The organism is Butyricimonas hominis (genome assembly GCF_014287455.1).
Taxonomy (GTDB): Bacteria; Bacteroidota; Bacteroidia; order Bacteroidales; family Marinifilaceae; genus Butyricimonas; species Butyricimonas muris.
Genome location: NZ_JACOOH010000009.1, coordinates 228,841 through 245,730 on the forward strand (window position 1 = coordinate 228,841; position 16,890 = coordinate 245,730).

Sequence of the window (16,890 nt, forward strand, 5' to 3'; positions counted from 1 at the left end):
CGAGTTTTCCTCAACTGTTATACGATTGCTATTCGATTGTTATTCGATTATAATACGATATAAATCATTTAATAATACTTTATCAATACTTTTATTCAGAGCTAGCGATGAATGAATCCCTCTGGACGAGTGGGAGAAATCCCCCGTCAGCCCGCGGCGAGTAATTCTATTGACAAAGTATAACGCATTTTCAAATTAAAACCGTACCTTCGTACAATAAAAACTATCGTTATTATGTTACGACCTATATACCTGCAGCCGGGGGATAAGGTGGCGCTTGTTTCCCCCTCGGGCATCACGACAAAAGAACAACTGGACGCTGCAGTAGCATTACTCGCCTCGTGGGAACTGATTCCCGTTCCCGGGGAACACGTCTTGGCGCGGGACGGACGAATGGCAGGGACTGATGAAGAACGTTTGGCAGACCTACAAGCCGCACTTGACGCCGAGGACGTCAGGGCTATCTGGTGCATGGCGGGAGATTACGGGATACTCCGCATCATCGAGGATGCCGACTATTCCGTGTTTCAGGGAAACCCGAAATGGGTAATCGGCATGAACGACATTACCGTGCTGCACTCGAAGTTACACTCGTTAGGCATCGAAAGCCTTCACGCTTCCATGCCCTCGAACCTCCAAGAAACGACACCGGAAGCGTTGACACAACTCCGGAATTTCCTGTTCGGTATTATTTCGGCGTACGCCACGAAACCTCACCCGCTGAACCGCACGGGACTCGCGGAAGCGGAACTCATCGGCGGAATGCTGACGTGGATTCACAGCTTGCACGACACGCGCATCGAGCACAATACGCGGGGCACGATTCTTTTCCTTGAAGACCCGACAGACGATATATACCGGATTGACCGAAGCATCCGATGCATGAAATACGCGGGCAAGTTCCAACATCTGGCAGGACTCGCGGTCGGGGAATTCGGACGGAATAACGACCCCGAATTTAAGGAAAGGGTGTACCACATCATTCACGATGCCGTGAAAGATTACGCGTACCCGGTTTGCTTCGGGCTACCGGCAGGTCATACCCGGGACAATTACCCGTTGATACTGGGAACGAACGCAGAACTTATCGTGCAACCGAACGGGGGCGAATTAAAATTCCCGTGACCGATGATTTATGATTTACGATTTGTGATTTCAGATTTATGGCGAATAATTACATTTCTCATTTTCAATTGCACCGTTATGAATAACATTGTTTATCCGGCAAATCTGGATACCTTATACAAGGCGATAGACGATCGCCAGACACAAGCCCACGCACCGGTTATCGGTATCACGGCAAATTTCGAGAACGGGAACTCCTGTATAGAACATTCATACGTGATTTCCATCCTGCAAGCGGGCGGTATTCCCGTGCTAATACCCGTGCATAATGACATCGAGAGCTTGCGGGCAACGATAGACACGCTCGACGGGCTTATGCTCACGGGCGGGGGCGATATCAACCCGCTGTACGGGAACGAAGACCCCATCCCTCCCCTGCGGGACGTGGATGCCGCGAGAGATCAGTTCGACCTGACGCTGGTAAAACTGGCATCCGACCGACAAATCCCCATCTTCGGGATATGCCGCGGACACCAGATTATCAACATGGCTTTCGGGGGTACCAACTATCAGGATATCTACTCGCAACACGAGCAACCGGCTTTAAAACACAGCCAGACAATCAGTCGGGAATACGGCTCGCACCGGGTGAATATCATCAATAACTCGATACTCCACTCAATCATGGGAGAAGACTCCATCACGGTTAATTCTTACCATCATCAGGCCATCAAGGACATCGCTCCCGGATTCCGCATGACGGCGACCTCTGCCGACGGGATTATCGAGGCGATGGAAGGTATGCCGGGACACCGCGTCTTCAGCGTGCAATGGCACCCGGAGAAAATGGCGGTACGCCCCGACGAACAGATGATGAAACTTTTCTATTATTTCGTCAGTGAGGCCACCCTGTTCAAGAAGGCAAAAGAAATCCACCGGAACAGCTTGATTGTCGATTCACACTGCGATACCCCGATGAAATTCACCCCGGGTTTCAACTTCGGACAACGCCACGAGGACGTGAAAGTAGACCTTCCCAAAATGCAGGAAGGAAGAGAGGACGCCGTTTTCATGGTTGCTTACCTGCATCAAGACAGCCGGGACGAGGAAGCCTCGCGTGCCGCCACGCAAAAGGCTGTCGATATCCTGTACCAGATATCGGAACAAGTGAAACTGAACCAGTCGCGAGTGGGAATTGCCTATAACGAGGACGACCTGCTTTACCTGAAGAATGCCGGAAAGAAAGCGATATTCCTTGCCATCGAAAACGGGTACGCTATCGGGAAGGATATCGCGAACCTCGAGATGTTCAAGAAAATGGGAGTCACTTATATCACCCTGTGCCATAACGGCAGCAATGACATTTGCGACTCGGCAAAAGGCGAACCGGAACACAACGGGTTGAGTGATTTCGGACGGCAAGTCGTGAAAGAGATGAACCGCTTGGGAATTATCGTGGACATCTCGCATGCCAACGCCAAAACCGTGCAGGATGTGCTGGAAACCAGCGAAGCCCCGATTATCGCTTCCCACTCGTCTGCGAGAGCGTTACGCGATCACCCCCGCAATTTGACAGATGACCAGATTCGAGCCATCGCCGACAAGGGAGGCGTTGTACAGGTGTGCCTGTACAACTCGTTCCTGAGCGCACAACCCAACCCGACCATTCTGGACGCCGTGGCTCATATCAACCACATCGTCCGCCTCGTGGGCATCGACCACGTGGGCATCGGCACGGACTTCGACGGCGACGACACGGAAAAACTTATCGGCTGCCGTGCTGCCAACGAACTTATCAACCTCACCGTGGAACTCCTCCGCGAAGGCTACACGCCGGAAGAATTGCACAAATTGTGGGGAGATAACATCTTAAGGGTGTTGAGTGCGGTACAAAAACCATACTGATTTTAGATTTTAAATTTTAGATTAACGGTGACAATTGAAACAGTTCAAAAAGTTCTAGCACGAGAATTACCGGGAGCGGCGGCACACGCCCTCATGACACCCGAACCTAATCACGTTAAGGGAATAGAAGAAATACATCAGCATTCCCCCGTGAATAGCGCCGTGCTCATGCTGCTGATGCCTTACCGGGAGGATTGGGCAATCCCTTTTATACAACGTACTTCGGTGGGGAAATATCACGGGGGACAAATCGCCCTGCCGGGTGGGAAGACGGAGCCGGAAGACACGAATGCACGTGATACCGCTTTGCGGGAGTGTCACGAGGAGATCGGGGTAAACCCCGAAGACGTCACGATTATCGGGAGTTTGAGCGACGTGTATATCCCGTTAAGCAACTTTAATATAACACCCATTGTTGGAACAATCCCGAAAATACCTAATTTTGTACTCTCGGAAGATGAAGTGGAGGAAGTGATAGTCATCCCGTTAAATGATTTATTTGACGACAAGAATAAAACTTCGCGTTCGCTTTACCGGAACGACCGACAGATTGTCGCACCGGGCTACAAGATTGATAATCATTTTATCTGGGGAGCCACGGCAATGATGATCGCGGAACTGGAAACACTATTAAAAACGAGCAATAACGACCGAACGTGATGAGCAAGAAACTTGGTATTTACACTTTATTCATTTTATCGTGTTGCATGGCTTGTAACATTACCCCCGACGCGGGAAATTACAAATCCATCGCCCGCGAGACATGGAACCGGGATAGTAATTACAAATTTGAATTCAACATCACGCGACCGGGCGATTACGTGTTAAGCACATGCGTACGGCACTCGACGGATTATAAACTACATGGTCTGAGTTGTTGGCTCACCATCTCCCACCCGCACCTGACAACAATCAACCTAAGTTCGGACATCACTTTGGCGGATAAGGACGGCGAATGGGTGGGACAAGGATTGGGAGGATTGAAAACCGTAACCCAAACCTCGGAAGAAATACTTCACTTGGATTCCGCGGGTATCTACACGATAGAGATCGGTCACCGCATGAAAGAAAAGGAATTGAAAGGAATAAAAAATATAGGGATTAAGATAACTAAATTAGAAAATTAAGCGATTGGGATATGGCGAAAAATAAGCTGGCAAAATTCGCGGAAATGGAAACACTGGATAACGTGTTCCAACCGAAACATGACGAGGTTTTCCGCACGGATTATAAGCTAAAAGGGAAATGGGGAGAACAAGTGTTCGGCAACGCCCACCCGATTGTACTGGAAGTGGGATGCGGCAAAGGCGAGTACGCCGTGGGACTGGGAGAACTCTACCCGGAGAAAAATTTCATCGGGTTGGATATCAAAGGAGCCCGGATGTGGACCGGGGCTAAAATAGCCCAAGAAAAGGGCATGAAAAACGTGGTATTCCTACGCACGCATGCCGAGATGCTTGAGTCGGTATTCGCCCCCGGGGAAATCTCCGAGATATGGATCACGTTCCCCGACCCGCAAATGGCAAAGGCCCGCAAGCGCCTGACGGGAACCCGCTTCCTCTCGCTCTATAAAAAGATGCTGAAAGAAGACGGAATCATCCACCTCAAAACGGATAGTCCTTTCCTGTATCAATACACGGCTGAACTTATCCGCCTGAACGGATTGACCGCTTTTGTCAACACGGACGACCTTTACGCGAGCGGACTGGATGATAAAATACTAGGTATCAAAACATTCTACGAACAACAATGGTTATCCCGAGGGAAACAGATCAAATACTTGAAATTCACCTTGTCCGACTCCGGCGAACTCATCGAACCCGATATCGACATCGAGAAAGATGATTACCACAGCGAGGCAAGATTTATGAATAAATAATTGAAAATGGAGAATTGAAAATTGAAAATGTCCCCTCCAATTCACCTATACAGTGGTAGTTGAGCGCACGAACAAGGGGAAGCAATCTAAAATCTAAAATCATTAAATCTAAAATTATGAGGGTTTTAATGGCCATGAGCGGTGGGATTGACAGCACGGTTGCCGCCATGTTATTACAAGATCAGGGATACGAGTTGGTCGGGGTTACCTACCGGGTGTACGATCAAATCTCGCAAGCCTGCATGGAGAAGGAAAAAGGGTGTTGCAGCGTGAACGCGATCTTCGAGGCAAAACACATGGCACAGCAAATGGGCTTTGAACATCATATATTGGATATACGTCAGGATTTCAAAGATCTGGTGATACGGAATTTCATCGACGAATATTTACAAGGACACACGCCCAACCCTTGCGTACTTTGCAATTCCACGATCAAATGGGGCAAATTGATCGAAATGGCCGACGAACTCGGGTGTGACTACATCGCTACCGGACATTACGCCCGCATCGGTCAACAGAACGGACGTTACTTCTTGCGCAAAGGAGTGGACGAAACTAAAGACCAGACCTATTTCCTGTGGACACTGACACAAGAGAATCTTGCCCGGACGCTGTTTCCTTTAGGTGAACTGACAAAACCGGAAGTCCGGCAAATCGCTCTTGCCAAAGGCCATGAAAAACTTTCCAAGAAAACCGAAAGCCAAGAGATATGCTTTATCCCGGATAACGATTACCGCGCTTTCCTTGCCGAGAACGTGGATAACTTCACGGAGAAATACGGTCCCGGGCTATTTGTCGATACATCCGGCAAACGCTTGGGTGAGCACCGGGGTTTCCCCAACTACACCATCGGGCAACGCAAAGGGCTGGGCATTGCCCTCGGACATCCCATGTTCGTCGTGGCCATTGACCCGCGGAAAAACGAAGTCGTGCTAGGCACCCGTGAAGAACTGACAGGTAAAGGTTTCCGGGCAAAAGATATCAACCTCATGAAATACGCTTCTCTACCGGACGGCTTCGAGGTGAATGCCAAAATCCGTTACCGCAACCGGGGCGCCCAAGCATCCGTCTACCACGAGGAGAGCGGGCTACGGGTAGAGTTCCACGAAGGCATGGATTCCATCACTCCCGGTCAGAGTGCCGTACTCTACGAGGGCACGGATGTCGTGGGCGGCGGCATTATCGTTTAAGGCGGAAATTCAATTACTCAATTTGGCTTCAATAATCTTCGTCAACACATCCCGCAACGTTCCGCCCATAGCCCGCACCATTTTAGGCACAAAACTATTGGAAGTCATTCCCGGCGTGGTGTTCACTTCAAGCATGAATATCTCGTCATCACGCACGATATAATCTACCCGGATGATACCGTCACACCTTAGTATATCGTAAATCATCGACGACAACGTCTTGATGCGATGGGTCAACTCGGGAGAAATACGTGCCGGAATAATCTCGTCGGACATCTTGGGATCGTATTTTGCCTCGAAATCAAAAAACTCTTTCTTCGGGATCACTTCCGCTATGGGCATTGCAAAATCCAGCTCCCCGGCTTTCACGACACCACATGTCAACTCTTTCCCGTCAATAAACGTTTCAATCAGCACTTCCCGGCAAAGAGCGAATGCTTCCCGCAACGCCTTCTCCAACTGTCCCGCCTCTTTCACCTTCGATACCCCGAAGCTGGACCCCTCGGCATTCGGCTTCACGAAACAAGGCAGACCGACTTCCTCTATGATCTCGTTCACGTCATACGCCATCCCCCGTTTCAGCATCACGGAATTGGCCACGTTCACCCCGTAACTCTTTAAATAAGCATTGCACGTGTGTTTATCAAAAGTCAACGCGGAAGCCAGCACGTTGCATCCCCCGTAGGGTACGCCCATCATATCGAGGTATCCCTGCAACAACCCGTTTTCACCGGGGTTGCCATGAATCGTGATATAGGCAAAATCAAACGCAATCCTCTCCCCGTCTTTCGTGAAGGAAAAATCATTCTTGTCCACCGGGTAAGTCACATCACCAATCTTCACGTGCCAATCCCGCCCCTTTAATATAACAAGGTATTTATTATAACGGGTTTCATCCACCTCGTTATAAATATTGTTTCCCGACTGGAGCGACACCCCGTACTCCGAAGAATTTCCTCCTGCAATAACCGCGATATTTTTCATATTAATCATTTTTACATCTTTCCGCAAAAGTATAAAAAAGTGAGAGGAAATTGCCAAAAGGTTTATATTTTTGCAAGCCAAAAAACAAGAGCATGACAAAAGTAAACGACCTGACACACGGAAGCATCAGCAAAGGGATATGGAGTATGGCAATTCCCTTGATCACAGCCTCTTTCGTCCAAATGGCCTACAGCATGACAGACATGATCTGGTTGGGGCGATTGGGAAGCGAAAGCGTGGCAGCCGTGGGTGTTGCCGGATTCTTCACGTGGTTGTGCAATGCACTTTCGTTTATCAGCAAAGTCGGCGTCGAGGTTACCATCTCTCAATCTCTTGGCGCACGTACAGGCAAAAGAGCCCGCGTATACGCCAATCAGGCAGCCATGCTCTCGTCAATTATCGCTTTATTCTACGCTTGTTTCATATTCATCGCGGCTCCTGCCCTAGTGGGATTATTTCATCTGGAAGAAAATATTTCCTCGCTCGCGGTCAATTACATGCGATTGATCACCCCGGGATTATTCTTCACGTTCAACAACAACACGTACAGCGGGCTGTACAACGGGCAAGGCAATAGCAAAACACCCTTGAAAATCGTCGCGACGGGCTTGGTGTTTAATATTGTACTCGATCCCTTGCTCATATACGGGTGCGGCTTTATTCCCGCCATGGGTTCGGCGGGTGCGGCAGTTGCCACTACCTTCTCGCAACTGGTCGTGTTCGCGATCTTTATACGCAATCTTTACTTCCGCGAATCCTCTATCGGCAAACTCCATTATCTCACCCGCTTGCGTGCCCGTTTCGTGAAGCGGATATTTTCTCTGGGTTTCCCCGTCAGTATGCAAAGCGCCTTGTTTGCCATGTTCTCGCTGACGCTTGCCACCGTGGCGGCACAATGGGGACATATCGGGGTTGCCGTGCAAAGTGTCGGGGCACAAATAGAGGCCATCACGTGGATGACTGCCGCGGGATTCTCGACGGCACTGGCAGCCTTCACCGGACAGAACTTCGGGGCACGCGACTTTGTCAGGATACGTCAAGGGTATCACTACACGCTGAAACTTGCCGGGGGAATCGCTCTCGTTGCCACGGCAGCTTTTCTCTTTCTAAGCAAAGAAATTTTCAGCATTTTCATCAACGAACCGCAAACCCTAATTGCCGGAAGCGCCTATTTAAAAATCCTTGCCGTTTCGCAAGTTTTCTCGGCAATCGAACAGGTCACGGCCGGAGCTTTCAATGGTTGCGGGCGTACCACACCCCCGGCAATCGTGGGTATTCTGCTCACCGGGGCAAGAATCCCGCTTGCCTTTTATCTCGTGACCTTCCCGATTCTGGGGTTGAACGGTATCTGGTGGAGCATCTCCATCTCCAGCGTACTCAAGGGAATCGTACTCACCCTCTGGTACCTGTCATTCCAGAAAAAATTACAGAATGGAAGTTACAAACCGACCGGAATTTTAGGACAAATGCACGCTGTTGCAAGCCGCCTATGGCAACAACTTCATTGAGTTTATAAAGTTTGTAAAGTTTATAAAGTTCATAAGGTTCACGAAGTACCCCTCCTTTTTATTACTTTACAAACCTTATAAACCTTACAAACTTTATGAACTTTATAAACCCTCTTTTCATTGCAGAAAAAATTCTGTAATTTTTCGGCATAAAGATTGTTGAAATAAAAAATAAGGCTTACATTTGACAGCGCAAAAAGCAAACAAATAGCCAAAAAACGAAACGTATAACAATAAAAAATTACAGAAATGAAAGTAACAGTTGTAGGAGCAGGAAACGTTGGTGCAACATGCGCGAACTGCATCGCTGAAAAGGACATCGTGAATGAAGTTGTTCTTTTGGACATCAAAGAAGGCGTTGCAGAAGGAAAATCATTGGATATGTGGCAAACAGCCCCGATCAATCTTTATGATACCCGTATCAAAGGTGTGACCAACGATTACGAAGCGACCAACAATTCTGAAGTAGTAGTAATTACTTCCGGACTACCCCGCAAACCGGGAATGAGCCGCGACGACTTAATTGCAACTAACGCCGGCATCGTAAAATCAGTAACCGAAAATATTATCAAACATTCACCGAACGCTAAAATTATCATCGTATCCAACCCTCTCGACGTAATGTGCTATTGCGCTTACTTGACGGCAAAGATCGATTCCAGCCGCGTATTCGGTATGGCAGGTATCCTCGATACCGCGCGTTACAGAGCATTCTTGGCCGAGGCATTGAATGTTTCCCCGAAAGACATCCAAGCATTGTTATTAGGCGGTCACGGGGATACCATGGTTCCGCTTCCGAGATATACCACCGTTGGCGGTATCCCTGTAACGGAATTAATGGATCATGACACGCTGCACGCTATCATCGAGAGAACGAAAGTAGGTGGCGGCGAATTGGTGAAATTAATGGGTACTTCCGCTTGGTACGCACCGGGAGCCGCTGCCGCTCAAATGGTTGAGGCTATCGTATGCAACCACAGAAGAGTATTCCCGGTATGCGCTTTATTGAACGGAGAATACGGGATGAACAACATTTACCTTGGAGTTCCCGTAATCTTGGGCAAAAACGGTATCGAGAAGATTATCGAGGTTAAACTCGACAAAGACGAGCAAGAATTACTGGCACAATCTGCAAAAGCAGTAAAAACGGTAATGAACGTACTCGACGACATGAAATTATTTAACTAACAATAGTACTTCACGATCATTCTGTTAGAGAACCGTTCCGGGGCGCCGGAACGGTTTTTATTTTGGGTTTCGCCTCTAGTTTCCGTTTTATTGCCGCGATATCAGCACGATTTATCATATCTATAATTTGGCTGAATTGCCTGTGAAAACCGAATCCCTCCTCCGTCATTTCCTTTATGGCATTCTCTTTCGACCAACCTTGAAAAACAATCCTGTACATCGCTATCACGGCACCCGTCCGATCCGAACCATGCCAGCAATGAATCAATATCGGCCCTTTCCGGTTCTTTATAATTCGCAACGCCTTCACGATATCCTCCTCATCGATCTTCGAGGCACGTGTCTTCAAGCGGTGCAACTTTAAAGCGGTTCCTTTTGCCTCGTCATCGTCACTGTGCCAGTTTCTCAAATTCAATATCTCCTTTATGCCGTATCGTTCGAGTAAAACAAAATCAGCCGCCGAAGGCTGGTCTGCCCGGTAGACACTCGTGTCAACCCGATAAAAATTATCCAACCCACTCCCCGGAAGAGTTATTTTCTCGGCCTTCTGCCCCACTCCTTCCAAAAAGCAACAAACTAAAAAAATCAACGCGATATACTTTCTCATAACTTCATATAAATTATCCGGTTAATACAAATCTATAAAAAATACACGCGTTTCATACACGATATTCAAAATTTATCTTTAACTTTGCATCACAAAGAACTTTTAAGACATGAAAAACAACGAAGCACTCGATACCTTGCACGACATCAAGGACCTCATGGAAAAATCCACTAAATTCCTCTCCATAAGTGGTTTATCATCCATACTCGTGGGTATATACGCTTGCATTGCAACGGGACTGGCATACTCAGTTCTGACCACACACGAGCAAATCAACGCGTCCCAACGCCTCACGCTGCTCTGCCTTATCGCAATCGCCGTATTACTGACCTCCCTTGTCACCGTGTTTTGCATGAGCTATTGCAAGGCAAAAAAAGCCAACCGAAACATCCTCACGGACAAATCGGTTCATCGCCTGCTTTGGAATTTCTTTCTCCCGTTATTCGCCGGGGGCGTTTTCTGCATCTCCCTGATATGGCAACACTATTACGGGCTGACCTCTTCCATCATGCTCATATTCTACGGTCTGGCTCTTGTCAACTGCTCCAAGTACACTTACTCGGATATCCGCTACTTGGGTTACGCGGAAATCCTGTTGGGACTCGTTGACAGCTTTGTCGTGAACAATGCCCTCGTGTTTTGGGTTATCGGGTTCGGGTTACTCCATATTTTGGCAGGCATATACTTTTATTATAAAGTAGAACGCTACCAGACATCGCAACCACAAAGAGCAAACTTCAACGAATGAAAGAAGTACTCGAAAATATAAACAAGGCCTTCGAAAGCAAGGCACGACTGGGAATCATGTCCGTGTTGATCGTGAACGAATCGGTAGATTTTGTCACGCTGAAAAACCTGCTCGACCTCACGGACGGGAACCTTGCCAGCCATACCCGCAGTCTTGAAGAACTCGGGTACATCGAATGCAGAAAACAATTTATCGGGCGGCGTCCCAACACGACCTTCGCGGTGACGGAAAAGGGACGGGAAGCATTCACCAAACACTTGAATGCCTTGGAAGATTTTCTAAAGAGTCAAAACATATAATTTTTTTTACCTCATCTACTTTGAAATTCAAAGTTCTTTTCAAATAACAACTAAAAATAAAACACCATGAACGAACAAACAAACCTTCCGCACAAAGAGAGACACACACAGAACCGGGACGCCATTACCTTGAAAATCCTACTTATCGGGGTACTCATCGTTATCCTGATTATCCCCATGTTCATGATCCAGAACCTTATCAGCGAGCGAGAGAACACCGCGAAAGAAGCAACAACCGAGGTGCAACAAAAATGGAGCGGCCCGCAGACAATCATCGGTCCCGTTCTTACCCTAAGCTATACTTATCAAGACGAAAAGGGAAAAAACAAAACCGGCTACATCAACTATCTCCCGGATCAATTGGACATCACGGGTGATATCGAAACACAAGAACTCAAACGAGGATTGTATGAGATTATCGTTTACAATTCCTCGCTTGAACTCAAAGGCAAATTCATCTCGAAAGATCTTTTGGAAACAAACCTCTCGCGAGACATCAAGTGGAACGAAAACGCGACACTCAATCTTGGAGTAAGCGACCTGCGAGGCATCTGCGAACAAGTTGCCCTCACGTGGAACGGACAAAAATACAACATGGAACCGGGCGTCAACCCCAACAGTATCGTTTACACAGGGACATCCATTCATCTTAACGTCAGCGACCTGCTCACCCCGGACAAGACAATTGATTTCTCCGTGAAACTGACAACAAAAGGATCGGCATCCATACTTTTCGCCCCGGTAGGCAAAACGACAAACGTGGCACTGAACTCCAATTGCCCGACACCAAGTTTCTCGGGAGCTTTCTTGCCCTCGGAAAGAGAAGTAAACCCGAACGGTTTCACGAGCAAGTGGAAAGTACTGGAAATAAACCGGAATTTCTCTCAAGTACTAAGGTCTTACCAACCCGACCTCTCGAATTACACGCCCTCCAATCCAATCCGTCCCGGGGAGATCTCCATTGTTTCCTCTTCCATCTTTGGCGTAGATTTACTATTCCCCGTCGACCATTACCAAAAATCCACGCGTTCCGCCAAATACGCGTTCCTTATCATTGTTTTGACATTCGTCGTTTGCTTCTTCGTGGAAATCGTGCAGAAAAAGAACATCTATCCGCTTCAATACCTGCTGGTCGGCTTGGCGCTTTGTCTTTTTTACACGTTACTCGTTTCCACCTCGGAACACATCAGCTTCACGTGGGCATATCTGCTTTCCGCCCTCGCGACCACGACATTGATCACGCTCTATATGGTCGGAATTCTAAAAATCAAGAAAACAGCCTTCACGATCGGGGGATTGCTCGTGTGCCTGTACACTTACATATTTTTCCTGATCCAACTGGAAACCTATGCCCTACTCGCCGGAAGCATCGGATTATTTGTCATTTTGGCTATCGTCATGTATTTCTCGCAAAAAATAAACTGGCATAATAACTAATCTCGCACTCACTATACGAATGTGGTAAAAGTCATTTTTCAAACTCCATCCCCCCCCTTCGGGGTATTGAGTCCGAAGCGGACTCGAACCGGCTCTCGGTTTGCCGAGCGAGAGCCGGTTCGAGACCGGCTTCCGGGCTCACTTGGATGCGAAGCAGACGGAGGAGTTTAATGACTTTTGACATACCCTCTTTTAACGACAACTACCCCTAAAACTAGGGATAACCTCACGCGAAACCGATGCCTTGCAAACCACTTGCCCGAGTGATAACAGGCAGCACGGATTTATAGCTCGTGTTAAAAGAACATATTTTTCACTAAAACGTGGGCTAAGTGTGGGCGAACATCAGGCGAACTGTAGGCGATGCCTTTAGACAACCGCCTAAAAGCCTCTCTACAACCACCCCGCGGGGTTAGAAAAAGGCAGTTCACCGCCATGACTATGCCGGTTTCATCCCTTACCGGAAAAAAATCTTTTTGAAATTAACACCCCCGTTTTTTGGATTTCACCGAAAATGTTTAGTTTTGTGCAAACGAAATTGTATGGAGATAAAGATTCCGATAGAGGTCGTTGAGTTGGAAGACAATAGTTTCCACATCATCGCCACCCTGCAAATCGGTAGTATAGAGGGGGATTTTATTATAGACACGGGCGCATCCGTGACGGTCATAGACAAACTGACACCGTTTTCCTATGAACCGCTGGAAGATGTTTCCGAGATTAACTCCGGGGGTGTGTGCGGAGAAATCAATGAGGTTGAGCTGGTGAATATCACAACCTTACATATCGGCGGACACACGATAGAGAATGTACACGCGGCAGTCATAGACTTGCAATACGTGAACTCTTTATACGACAAACACCTGCGTCGTCGGGTTGCCGGATTGTTGGGAAGTGATTTTCTCGTGAAGCACGAAGCCGTCATTGATTATAGAAATAAGGAGTTAACATTAAAAGTATCTGCCTAATTGTATAGCTATTTTGAAAAAAATGTTATACTTTTGCGCACTAAAATATGTGTTAAAGCGAAGAATTGAAACATAGTATATTATAAATTATTTAACAGATGCAGAATAAAGGAGCGATTACACTACTCGCTGTTGCACTAGCATTGGTGAGTCTTTATCAGTTGTTTTTTACTTATAAAACGAACCAGGTAGAGAGAGCAGCAAGCGCATTTGCGAACGGCGATCCGGCTAAAGAAAAGCAATATTTGGATTCAATCGCAAATCAAACGGTTTACAATTTCCTCGGATTGGCCAAATTCACTTACAAGGAATGTAAGGAATTAGAGTTGAACCTCGGTTTGGACTTGAAAGGCGGTATGAACGTAACCATGGAAGTTGACGTGGTTGACGTGGTAAAAAGCCTTGCCAACCATAGTACTGACCCCGCTTTCAACCAAGCGATAGAGGAAGCCGTTAAAATGAGAGTTTCCAGCCCGAAAGACTTTGTTACCCTTTTCGGTGAGGCTTTTGAAAAAATAGCCCCGGGAGCACAGTTAGCTTCTCCGGCAATCTTCGGTACTCACGAGATGAGAGAAAAAATCAAAGTGGGCGCGACCAACAAGGAAGTTCTCGACGTGGTTAGAAAAGAAGCGGAAGGAGCTATCGACAACACGTTTAATATTCTCCGTACCCGTATCGACCGTTTCGGTGTGGCACAACCCAACATCCGTAAAGCAGATATTTCCGGAAGAATTATCATCGAGTTGCCGGGTATCAAAGAACCGCAACGTGTAAGAGAGTTGTTGCAAGGAACGGCTGCATTGGAATTTTACGAAACATACGATAACGGCAGAGCATTCGATGCCGGCGACCAAGCATTTTACAACTACCTTGCCCAAGCAGACCAGAAGTTAGCTGAAGTGTTGCAAGCACAAGCCAAAACTGAGGTTGTGACTGACACAGCGAGTCAAGCGGGAGTAAAACAAGAAGAGAATAAAGAATCCGCCATCTTGGACGCTATCAAGGGTGAAGCCGATTCATTGAAAAATTTAAGCCGAAACGATATCGCGAAAGAACACCCGTTATTCGCTTTATTGCAACCTAACATGACACGCGAAGGTTTGGGAACCGGTTCATGTGTCGGTTACGCTTTCGCGAAAGATACCGGGACTATCAACGCTTATTTGCGTATGCCGCAAGTAAGAGCGTTATTCCCGCGCAACTCCCGTTTGTTGTGGGAAATGAAAGCTACTCCCGAGGGATTAATCGGGTTGCACGCGATTAAAATCACGACCCGTAACGGAAAGGCTCCTCTTGAAGGAGACGCGGTTGTGGACGCCCGTCAAGATTACGACCAACAGGGAAAACCGGTTGTTTCCATGAGCATGAACAGCGAGGGAGCCAAAACTTGGGCTCGCTTGACCAAAGATAATGTAAACCGTAGCATCGCTATCGTTATTGACGGAGTGGTAGCCTCTTCACCCAACGTGATGAACGAAATCAAGGGCGGTAGCTCTCAAATCTCCGGTCGTTTCGACGTGAAAGAAGCAGGTGACCTTGCCAACATATTGAAATCCGGTAAATTGCCCGCACCCGCACGCATCATCGCTGACGAGGTTGTAGGAGCATCTTTGGGACAAGAAGCTATTCAATCCGGTATGTGGTCATTCATCATCGCCTTCGTGCTGGTATTGGCTTACATGCTATTCTTCTATAGCAAGAGCGCCGGATTGGCTGCCGATATCGCGTTGCTTGCCAACTTGTTCTTCTTGTTCGGTATTCTGGCATCCATCGGAGCCGTGTTGACACTGCCCGGTATCGCCGGTATCGTGTTGACCATGGGTATGGCGGTTGATGCCAACGTGTTGATTTACGAACGTATCCAAGAAGAGTTAAGAGCCGGCAAAGGCTTGAAACTCGCTATCAAGGAGGGTTACAGTAACGCGTACTCCGCTATCATCGACGGTCAGTTGACCACGTTGATCACCGGATTTATCCTGTACTATTTCGGAGAAGGTCCTATCAAAGGATTCGCGACCACGTTGATCATCGGTATCTTGTCTTCTCTGTTCACGGCAATCTTTATCACCCGCTTGATCCTCGAGAGAGCAGCCAAGAAGAGTGATAACGTGACATTCACTACACCGTTGACCGCAAACTGGCTGAGAAATACCAAATTCCCGTTCTTGCAAAAACGCAAGATCAGTTACACGATTTCAGGTATCGCTATCATCATCTGTTTCGTATCTCTGTTCACGAGAGGTCTGGATAAAGGTATCGACTTCGTCGGAGGTAGAACTTATACCGTGACTTTCGCCCAAGACGTACAAGTTGGAGACGTCGCAGAACAATTGGCTGAAGTTTACGGAAGCGCACCCGAGGTAAAAACCGTGGGAACAGCGAATAATGTTAAAATCACGACTAAATACAGGATCGAAGAAAGCGGCGCTGATGTTGACGCTAATGTAGACTCCTTATTATACGTGGGATTACAGAATATTCTCCCTGCCGGAACTGATTATGAAACATTCCGTTCCGTGAACTTGCAACAGACTCAAAAGATCGGACCCGCCGTGGCTGAAGACATGACGAGAGCCGCTATCTGGTCGGTATTGTTCGCGTTGCTCGGTATTTTCATCTACATCATGGTGAGATTCTCCAAATGGCAATACGGAGCCGGAGCCGTTGTCGGTTTGGCACATAACACGATTATCGTAATCGGAGCCTTCTCTCTGTTTGCAGGCTTGTTACCGTTCTCAATGGAGATCGACCAAGCGTTTATCGCTGCCGTGTTGACTGTTGTGGGTTACTCAATCAACGACACCGTGGTTGTATTCGACCGTATCCGTGAATATCGCAAACTGTACCCGAAACGAGATGACGGGCAGGTGGTAAATGACGCGTTGAACTCCACGCTACGTCGTACGTTCAGTACATCATTATCAACAATCGTCGTGTTGTTAGCGATATTTATCTTCGGTGGGGCATCTATCAAGGGATTCATTTTCGCCTTGTTAGTCGGCATCGTGGTCGGTACATACTCGTCACTGTTTATCGCGACTCCGATCTCTTTCGACTTAAGCAGAAGATTCGGGAAAAAATCAGAAGAGAAAAAATAGTACTATTTTACTAT

At 47.5% G+C, this 16,890-nt stretch carries 15 protein-coding genes; 13 read left to right on the forward strand and 2 right to left on the reverse strand.

Annotation, left to right across the window (positions count from 1 at the left end; translation table 11 throughout):
* Window positions 1–234: 234 nt before the first annotated feature.
* From H8S64_RS19095 to mnmA, 6 genes are all read left to right on the forward strand, one after another.
* On the forward strand, window positions 235–1,125 hold the full coding sequence (locus H8S64_RS19095; RefSeq protein ID WP_186978287.1) for a S66 peptidase family protein: 891 nt from the start codon (window positions 235–237) through the stop codon (window positions 1,123–1,125).
* A 78-nt stretch (window positions 1,126–1,203) separates the two neighbouring features.
* Window positions 1,204–2,970 carry a gamma-glutamyl-gamma-aminobutyrate hydrolase family protein gene (locus H8S64_RS19100; protein WP_186978288.1) on the forward strand — a complete coding sequence of 589 codons (1,767 nt, stop codon included), beginning with the start codon at window positions 1,204–1,206 and terminating at the stop codon, window positions 2,968–2,970.
* 27 nt (window positions 2,971–2,997) lie between these two features.
* Window positions 2,998–3,630, forward strand: coding sequence for an NUDIX hydrolase (locus H8S64_RS19105; RefSeq protein ID WP_099294265.1), 633 nt, complete (start codon window positions 2,998–3,000; stop codon window positions 3,628–3,630).
* A complete protein-coding gene (locus tag H8S64_RS19110; protein WP_186978289.1) occupies window positions 3,630–4,097 on the forward strand; it encodes a gliding motility lipoprotein GldH in 468 nt (155 codons plus the stop codon). Before H8S64_RS19105 ends, H8S64_RS19110 begins: the two co-directional genes overlap by 1 nt.
* Before the next feature lie 11 nt (window positions 4,098–4,108).
* Window positions 4,109–4,849 carry a tRNA (guanosine(46)-N7)-methyltransferase TrmB gene (trmB, locus tag H8S64_RS19115; protein ID WP_186978291.1) on the forward strand — a complete coding sequence of 247 codons (741 nt, stop codon included), beginning with the start codon at window positions 4,109–4,111 and terminating at the stop codon, window positions 4,847–4,849.
* A 116-nt stretch (window positions 4,850–4,965) separates the two neighbouring features.
* Window positions 4,966–6,039, forward strand: coding sequence for a tRNA 2-thiouridine(34) synthase MnmA (mnmA, locus tag H8S64_RS19120; protein WP_255469619.1), 1,074 nt, complete (start codon window positions 4,966–4,968; stop codon window positions 6,037–6,039).
* Window positions 6,040–6,048: 9 nt separating this feature from the next.
* On the opposite strand, the gene H8S64_RS19125 is transcribed toward mnmA, so the two are convergent.
* The gene (locus H8S64_RS19125; RefSeq protein WP_186978293.1) at window positions 6,049–7,023 is read right to left on the reverse strand and encodes a D-alanine--D-alanine ligase; all 975 of its coding nucleotides are present in this window, start codon (window positions 7,021–7,023) and stop codon (window positions 6,049–6,051) included.
* Window positions 7,024–7,115: 92 nt separating this feature from the next.
* Between H8S64_RS19125 and H8S64_RS19130 the strand changes: the two genes are divergently transcribed.
* Together H8S64_RS19130 and mdh are read left to right on the forward strand one after the other, a co-directional pair.
* A complete protein-coding gene (locus H8S64_RS19130) occupies window positions 7,116–8,531 on the forward strand; it encodes an MATE family efflux transporter (protein WP_186978295.1) in 1,416 nt (471 codons plus the stop codon).
* A gap of 249 nt (window positions 8,532–8,780) precedes the next feature.
* Window positions 8,781–9,719, forward strand: coding sequence for a malate dehydrogenase (mdh, locus tag H8S64_RS19135; protein WP_099294277.1), 939 nt, complete (start codon window positions 8,781–8,783; stop codon window positions 9,717–9,719).
* Window positions 9,720–9,735: 16 nt separating this feature from the next.
* Here mdh and H8S64_RS19140 read toward each other — a convergent pair whose 3' ends face one another.
* Window positions 9,736–10,326: a dual specificity protein phosphatase family protein gene (locus tag H8S64_RS19140; RefSeq protein WP_186978296.1), complete on the reverse strand. Its 591-nt coding sequence runs from the start codon at window positions 10,324–10,326 to the stop codon at window positions 9,736–9,738.
* A 109-nt stretch (window positions 10,327–10,435) separates the two neighbouring features.
* Here H8S64_RS19140 and H8S64_RS19145 point away from each other — a divergent pair, with 109 nt between their 5' ends.
* The 5 genes from H8S64_RS19145 (at window position 10,436) to secDF (ending at window position 16,876) form a co-directional block, all read left to right on the forward strand.
* On the forward strand, window positions 10,436–11,074 hold the full coding sequence (locus H8S64_RS19145; protein ID WP_186978298.1) for a hypothetical protein: 639 nt from the start codon (window positions 10,436–10,438) through the stop codon (window positions 11,072–11,074).
* Window positions 11,071–11,373, forward strand: a complete 303-nt coding sequence (locus H8S64_RS19150; protein WP_099294283.1) for a winged helix-turn-helix domain-containing protein — start codon at window positions 11,071–11,073, stop codon at window positions 11,371–11,373. The genes H8S64_RS19145 and H8S64_RS19150 overlap by 4 nt, the downstream gene beginning before the upstream one ends.
* Before the next feature lie 66 nt (window positions 11,374–11,439).
* Complete coding sequence (creD, locus tag H8S64_RS19155; RefSeq protein ID WP_186978300.1) at window positions 11,440–12,810, forward strand: cell envelope integrity protein CreD; 1,371 nt, start codon at window positions 11,440–11,442, stop codon at window positions 12,808–12,810.
* 542 nt (window positions 12,811–13,352) lie between these two features.
* On the forward strand, window positions 13,353–13,778 hold the full coding sequence (locus H8S64_RS19160) for a retropepsin-like aspartic protease (RefSeq protein WP_099294289.1): 426 nt from the start codon (window positions 13,353–13,355) through the stop codon (window positions 13,776–13,778).
* A gap of 98 nt (window positions 13,779–13,876) precedes the next feature.
* Window positions 13,877–16,876, forward strand: coding sequence for a protein translocase subunit SecDF (gene secDF / locus H8S64_RS19165; protein ID WP_186978302.1), 3,000 nt, complete (start codon window positions 13,877–13,879; stop codon window positions 16,874–16,876).
* Window positions 16,877–16,890 lie beyond the last annotated feature (14 nt).

Excerpts from the sequence above, each read along its gene's own strand:
- H8S64_RS19160 (WP_099294289.1), top strand. The coding sequence starts at position 13,353 with ATGGAGATAAAGATTCCGATAGAGGTCGTTGAGTTGGAAGACAATAGT.
- creD (WP_186978300.1), top strand. The coding sequence starts at position 11,440 with ATGAACGAACAAACAAACCTTCCGCACAAAGAGAGACACACACAGAAC.
- H8S64_RS19095 (WP_186978287.1), top strand. The coding sequence starts at position 235 with ATGTTACGACCTATATACCTGCAGCCGGGGGATAAGGTGGCGCTTGTT.
- H8S64_RS19140 (WP_186978296.1), bottom strand. The coding sequence starts at position 10,326 with ATGAGAAAGTATATCGCGTTGATTTTTTTAGTTTGTTGCTTTTTGGAA.
- H8S64_RS19145 (WP_186978298.1), top strand. The coding sequence starts at position 10,436 with ATGAAAAACAACGAAGCACTCGATACCTTGCACGACATCAAGGACCTC.
- mdh (WP_099294277.1), top strand. The coding sequence starts at position 8,781 with ATGAAAGTAACAGTTGTAGGAGCAGGAAACGTTGGTGCAACATGCGCG.
- trmB (WP_186978291.1), top strand. The coding sequence starts at position 4,109 with ATGGCGAAAAATAAGCTGGCAAAATTCGCGGAAATGGAAACACTGGAT.
- H8S64_RS19130 (WP_186978295.1), top strand. The coding sequence starts at position 7,116 with ATGACAAAAGTAAACGACCTGACACACGGAAGCATCAGCAAAGGGATA.
- mnmA (WP_255469619.1), top strand. The coding sequence starts at position 4,966 with ATGAGGGTTTTAATGGCCATGAGCGGTGGGATTGACAGCACGGTTGCC.
- secDF (WP_186978302.1), top strand. The coding sequence starts at position 13,877 with ATGCAGAATAAAGGAGCGATTACACTACTCGCTGTTGCACTAGCATTG.
- H8S64_RS19150 (WP_099294283.1), top strand. The coding sequence starts at position 11,071 with ATGAAAGAAGTACTCGAAAATATAAACAAGGCCTTCGAAAGCAAGGCA.
- H8S64_RS19100 (WP_186978288.1), top strand. The coding sequence starts at position 1,204 with ATGAATAACATTGTTTATCCGGCAAATCTGGATACCTTATACAAGGCG.
- H8S64_RS19110 (WP_186978289.1), top strand. The coding sequence starts at position 3,630 with ATGAGCAAGAAACTTGGTATTTACACTTTATTCATTTTATCGTGTTGC.
- H8S64_RS19125 (WP_186978293.1), bottom strand. The coding sequence starts at position 7,023 with ATGAAAAATATCGCGGTTATTGCAGGAGGAAATTCTTCGGAGTACGGG.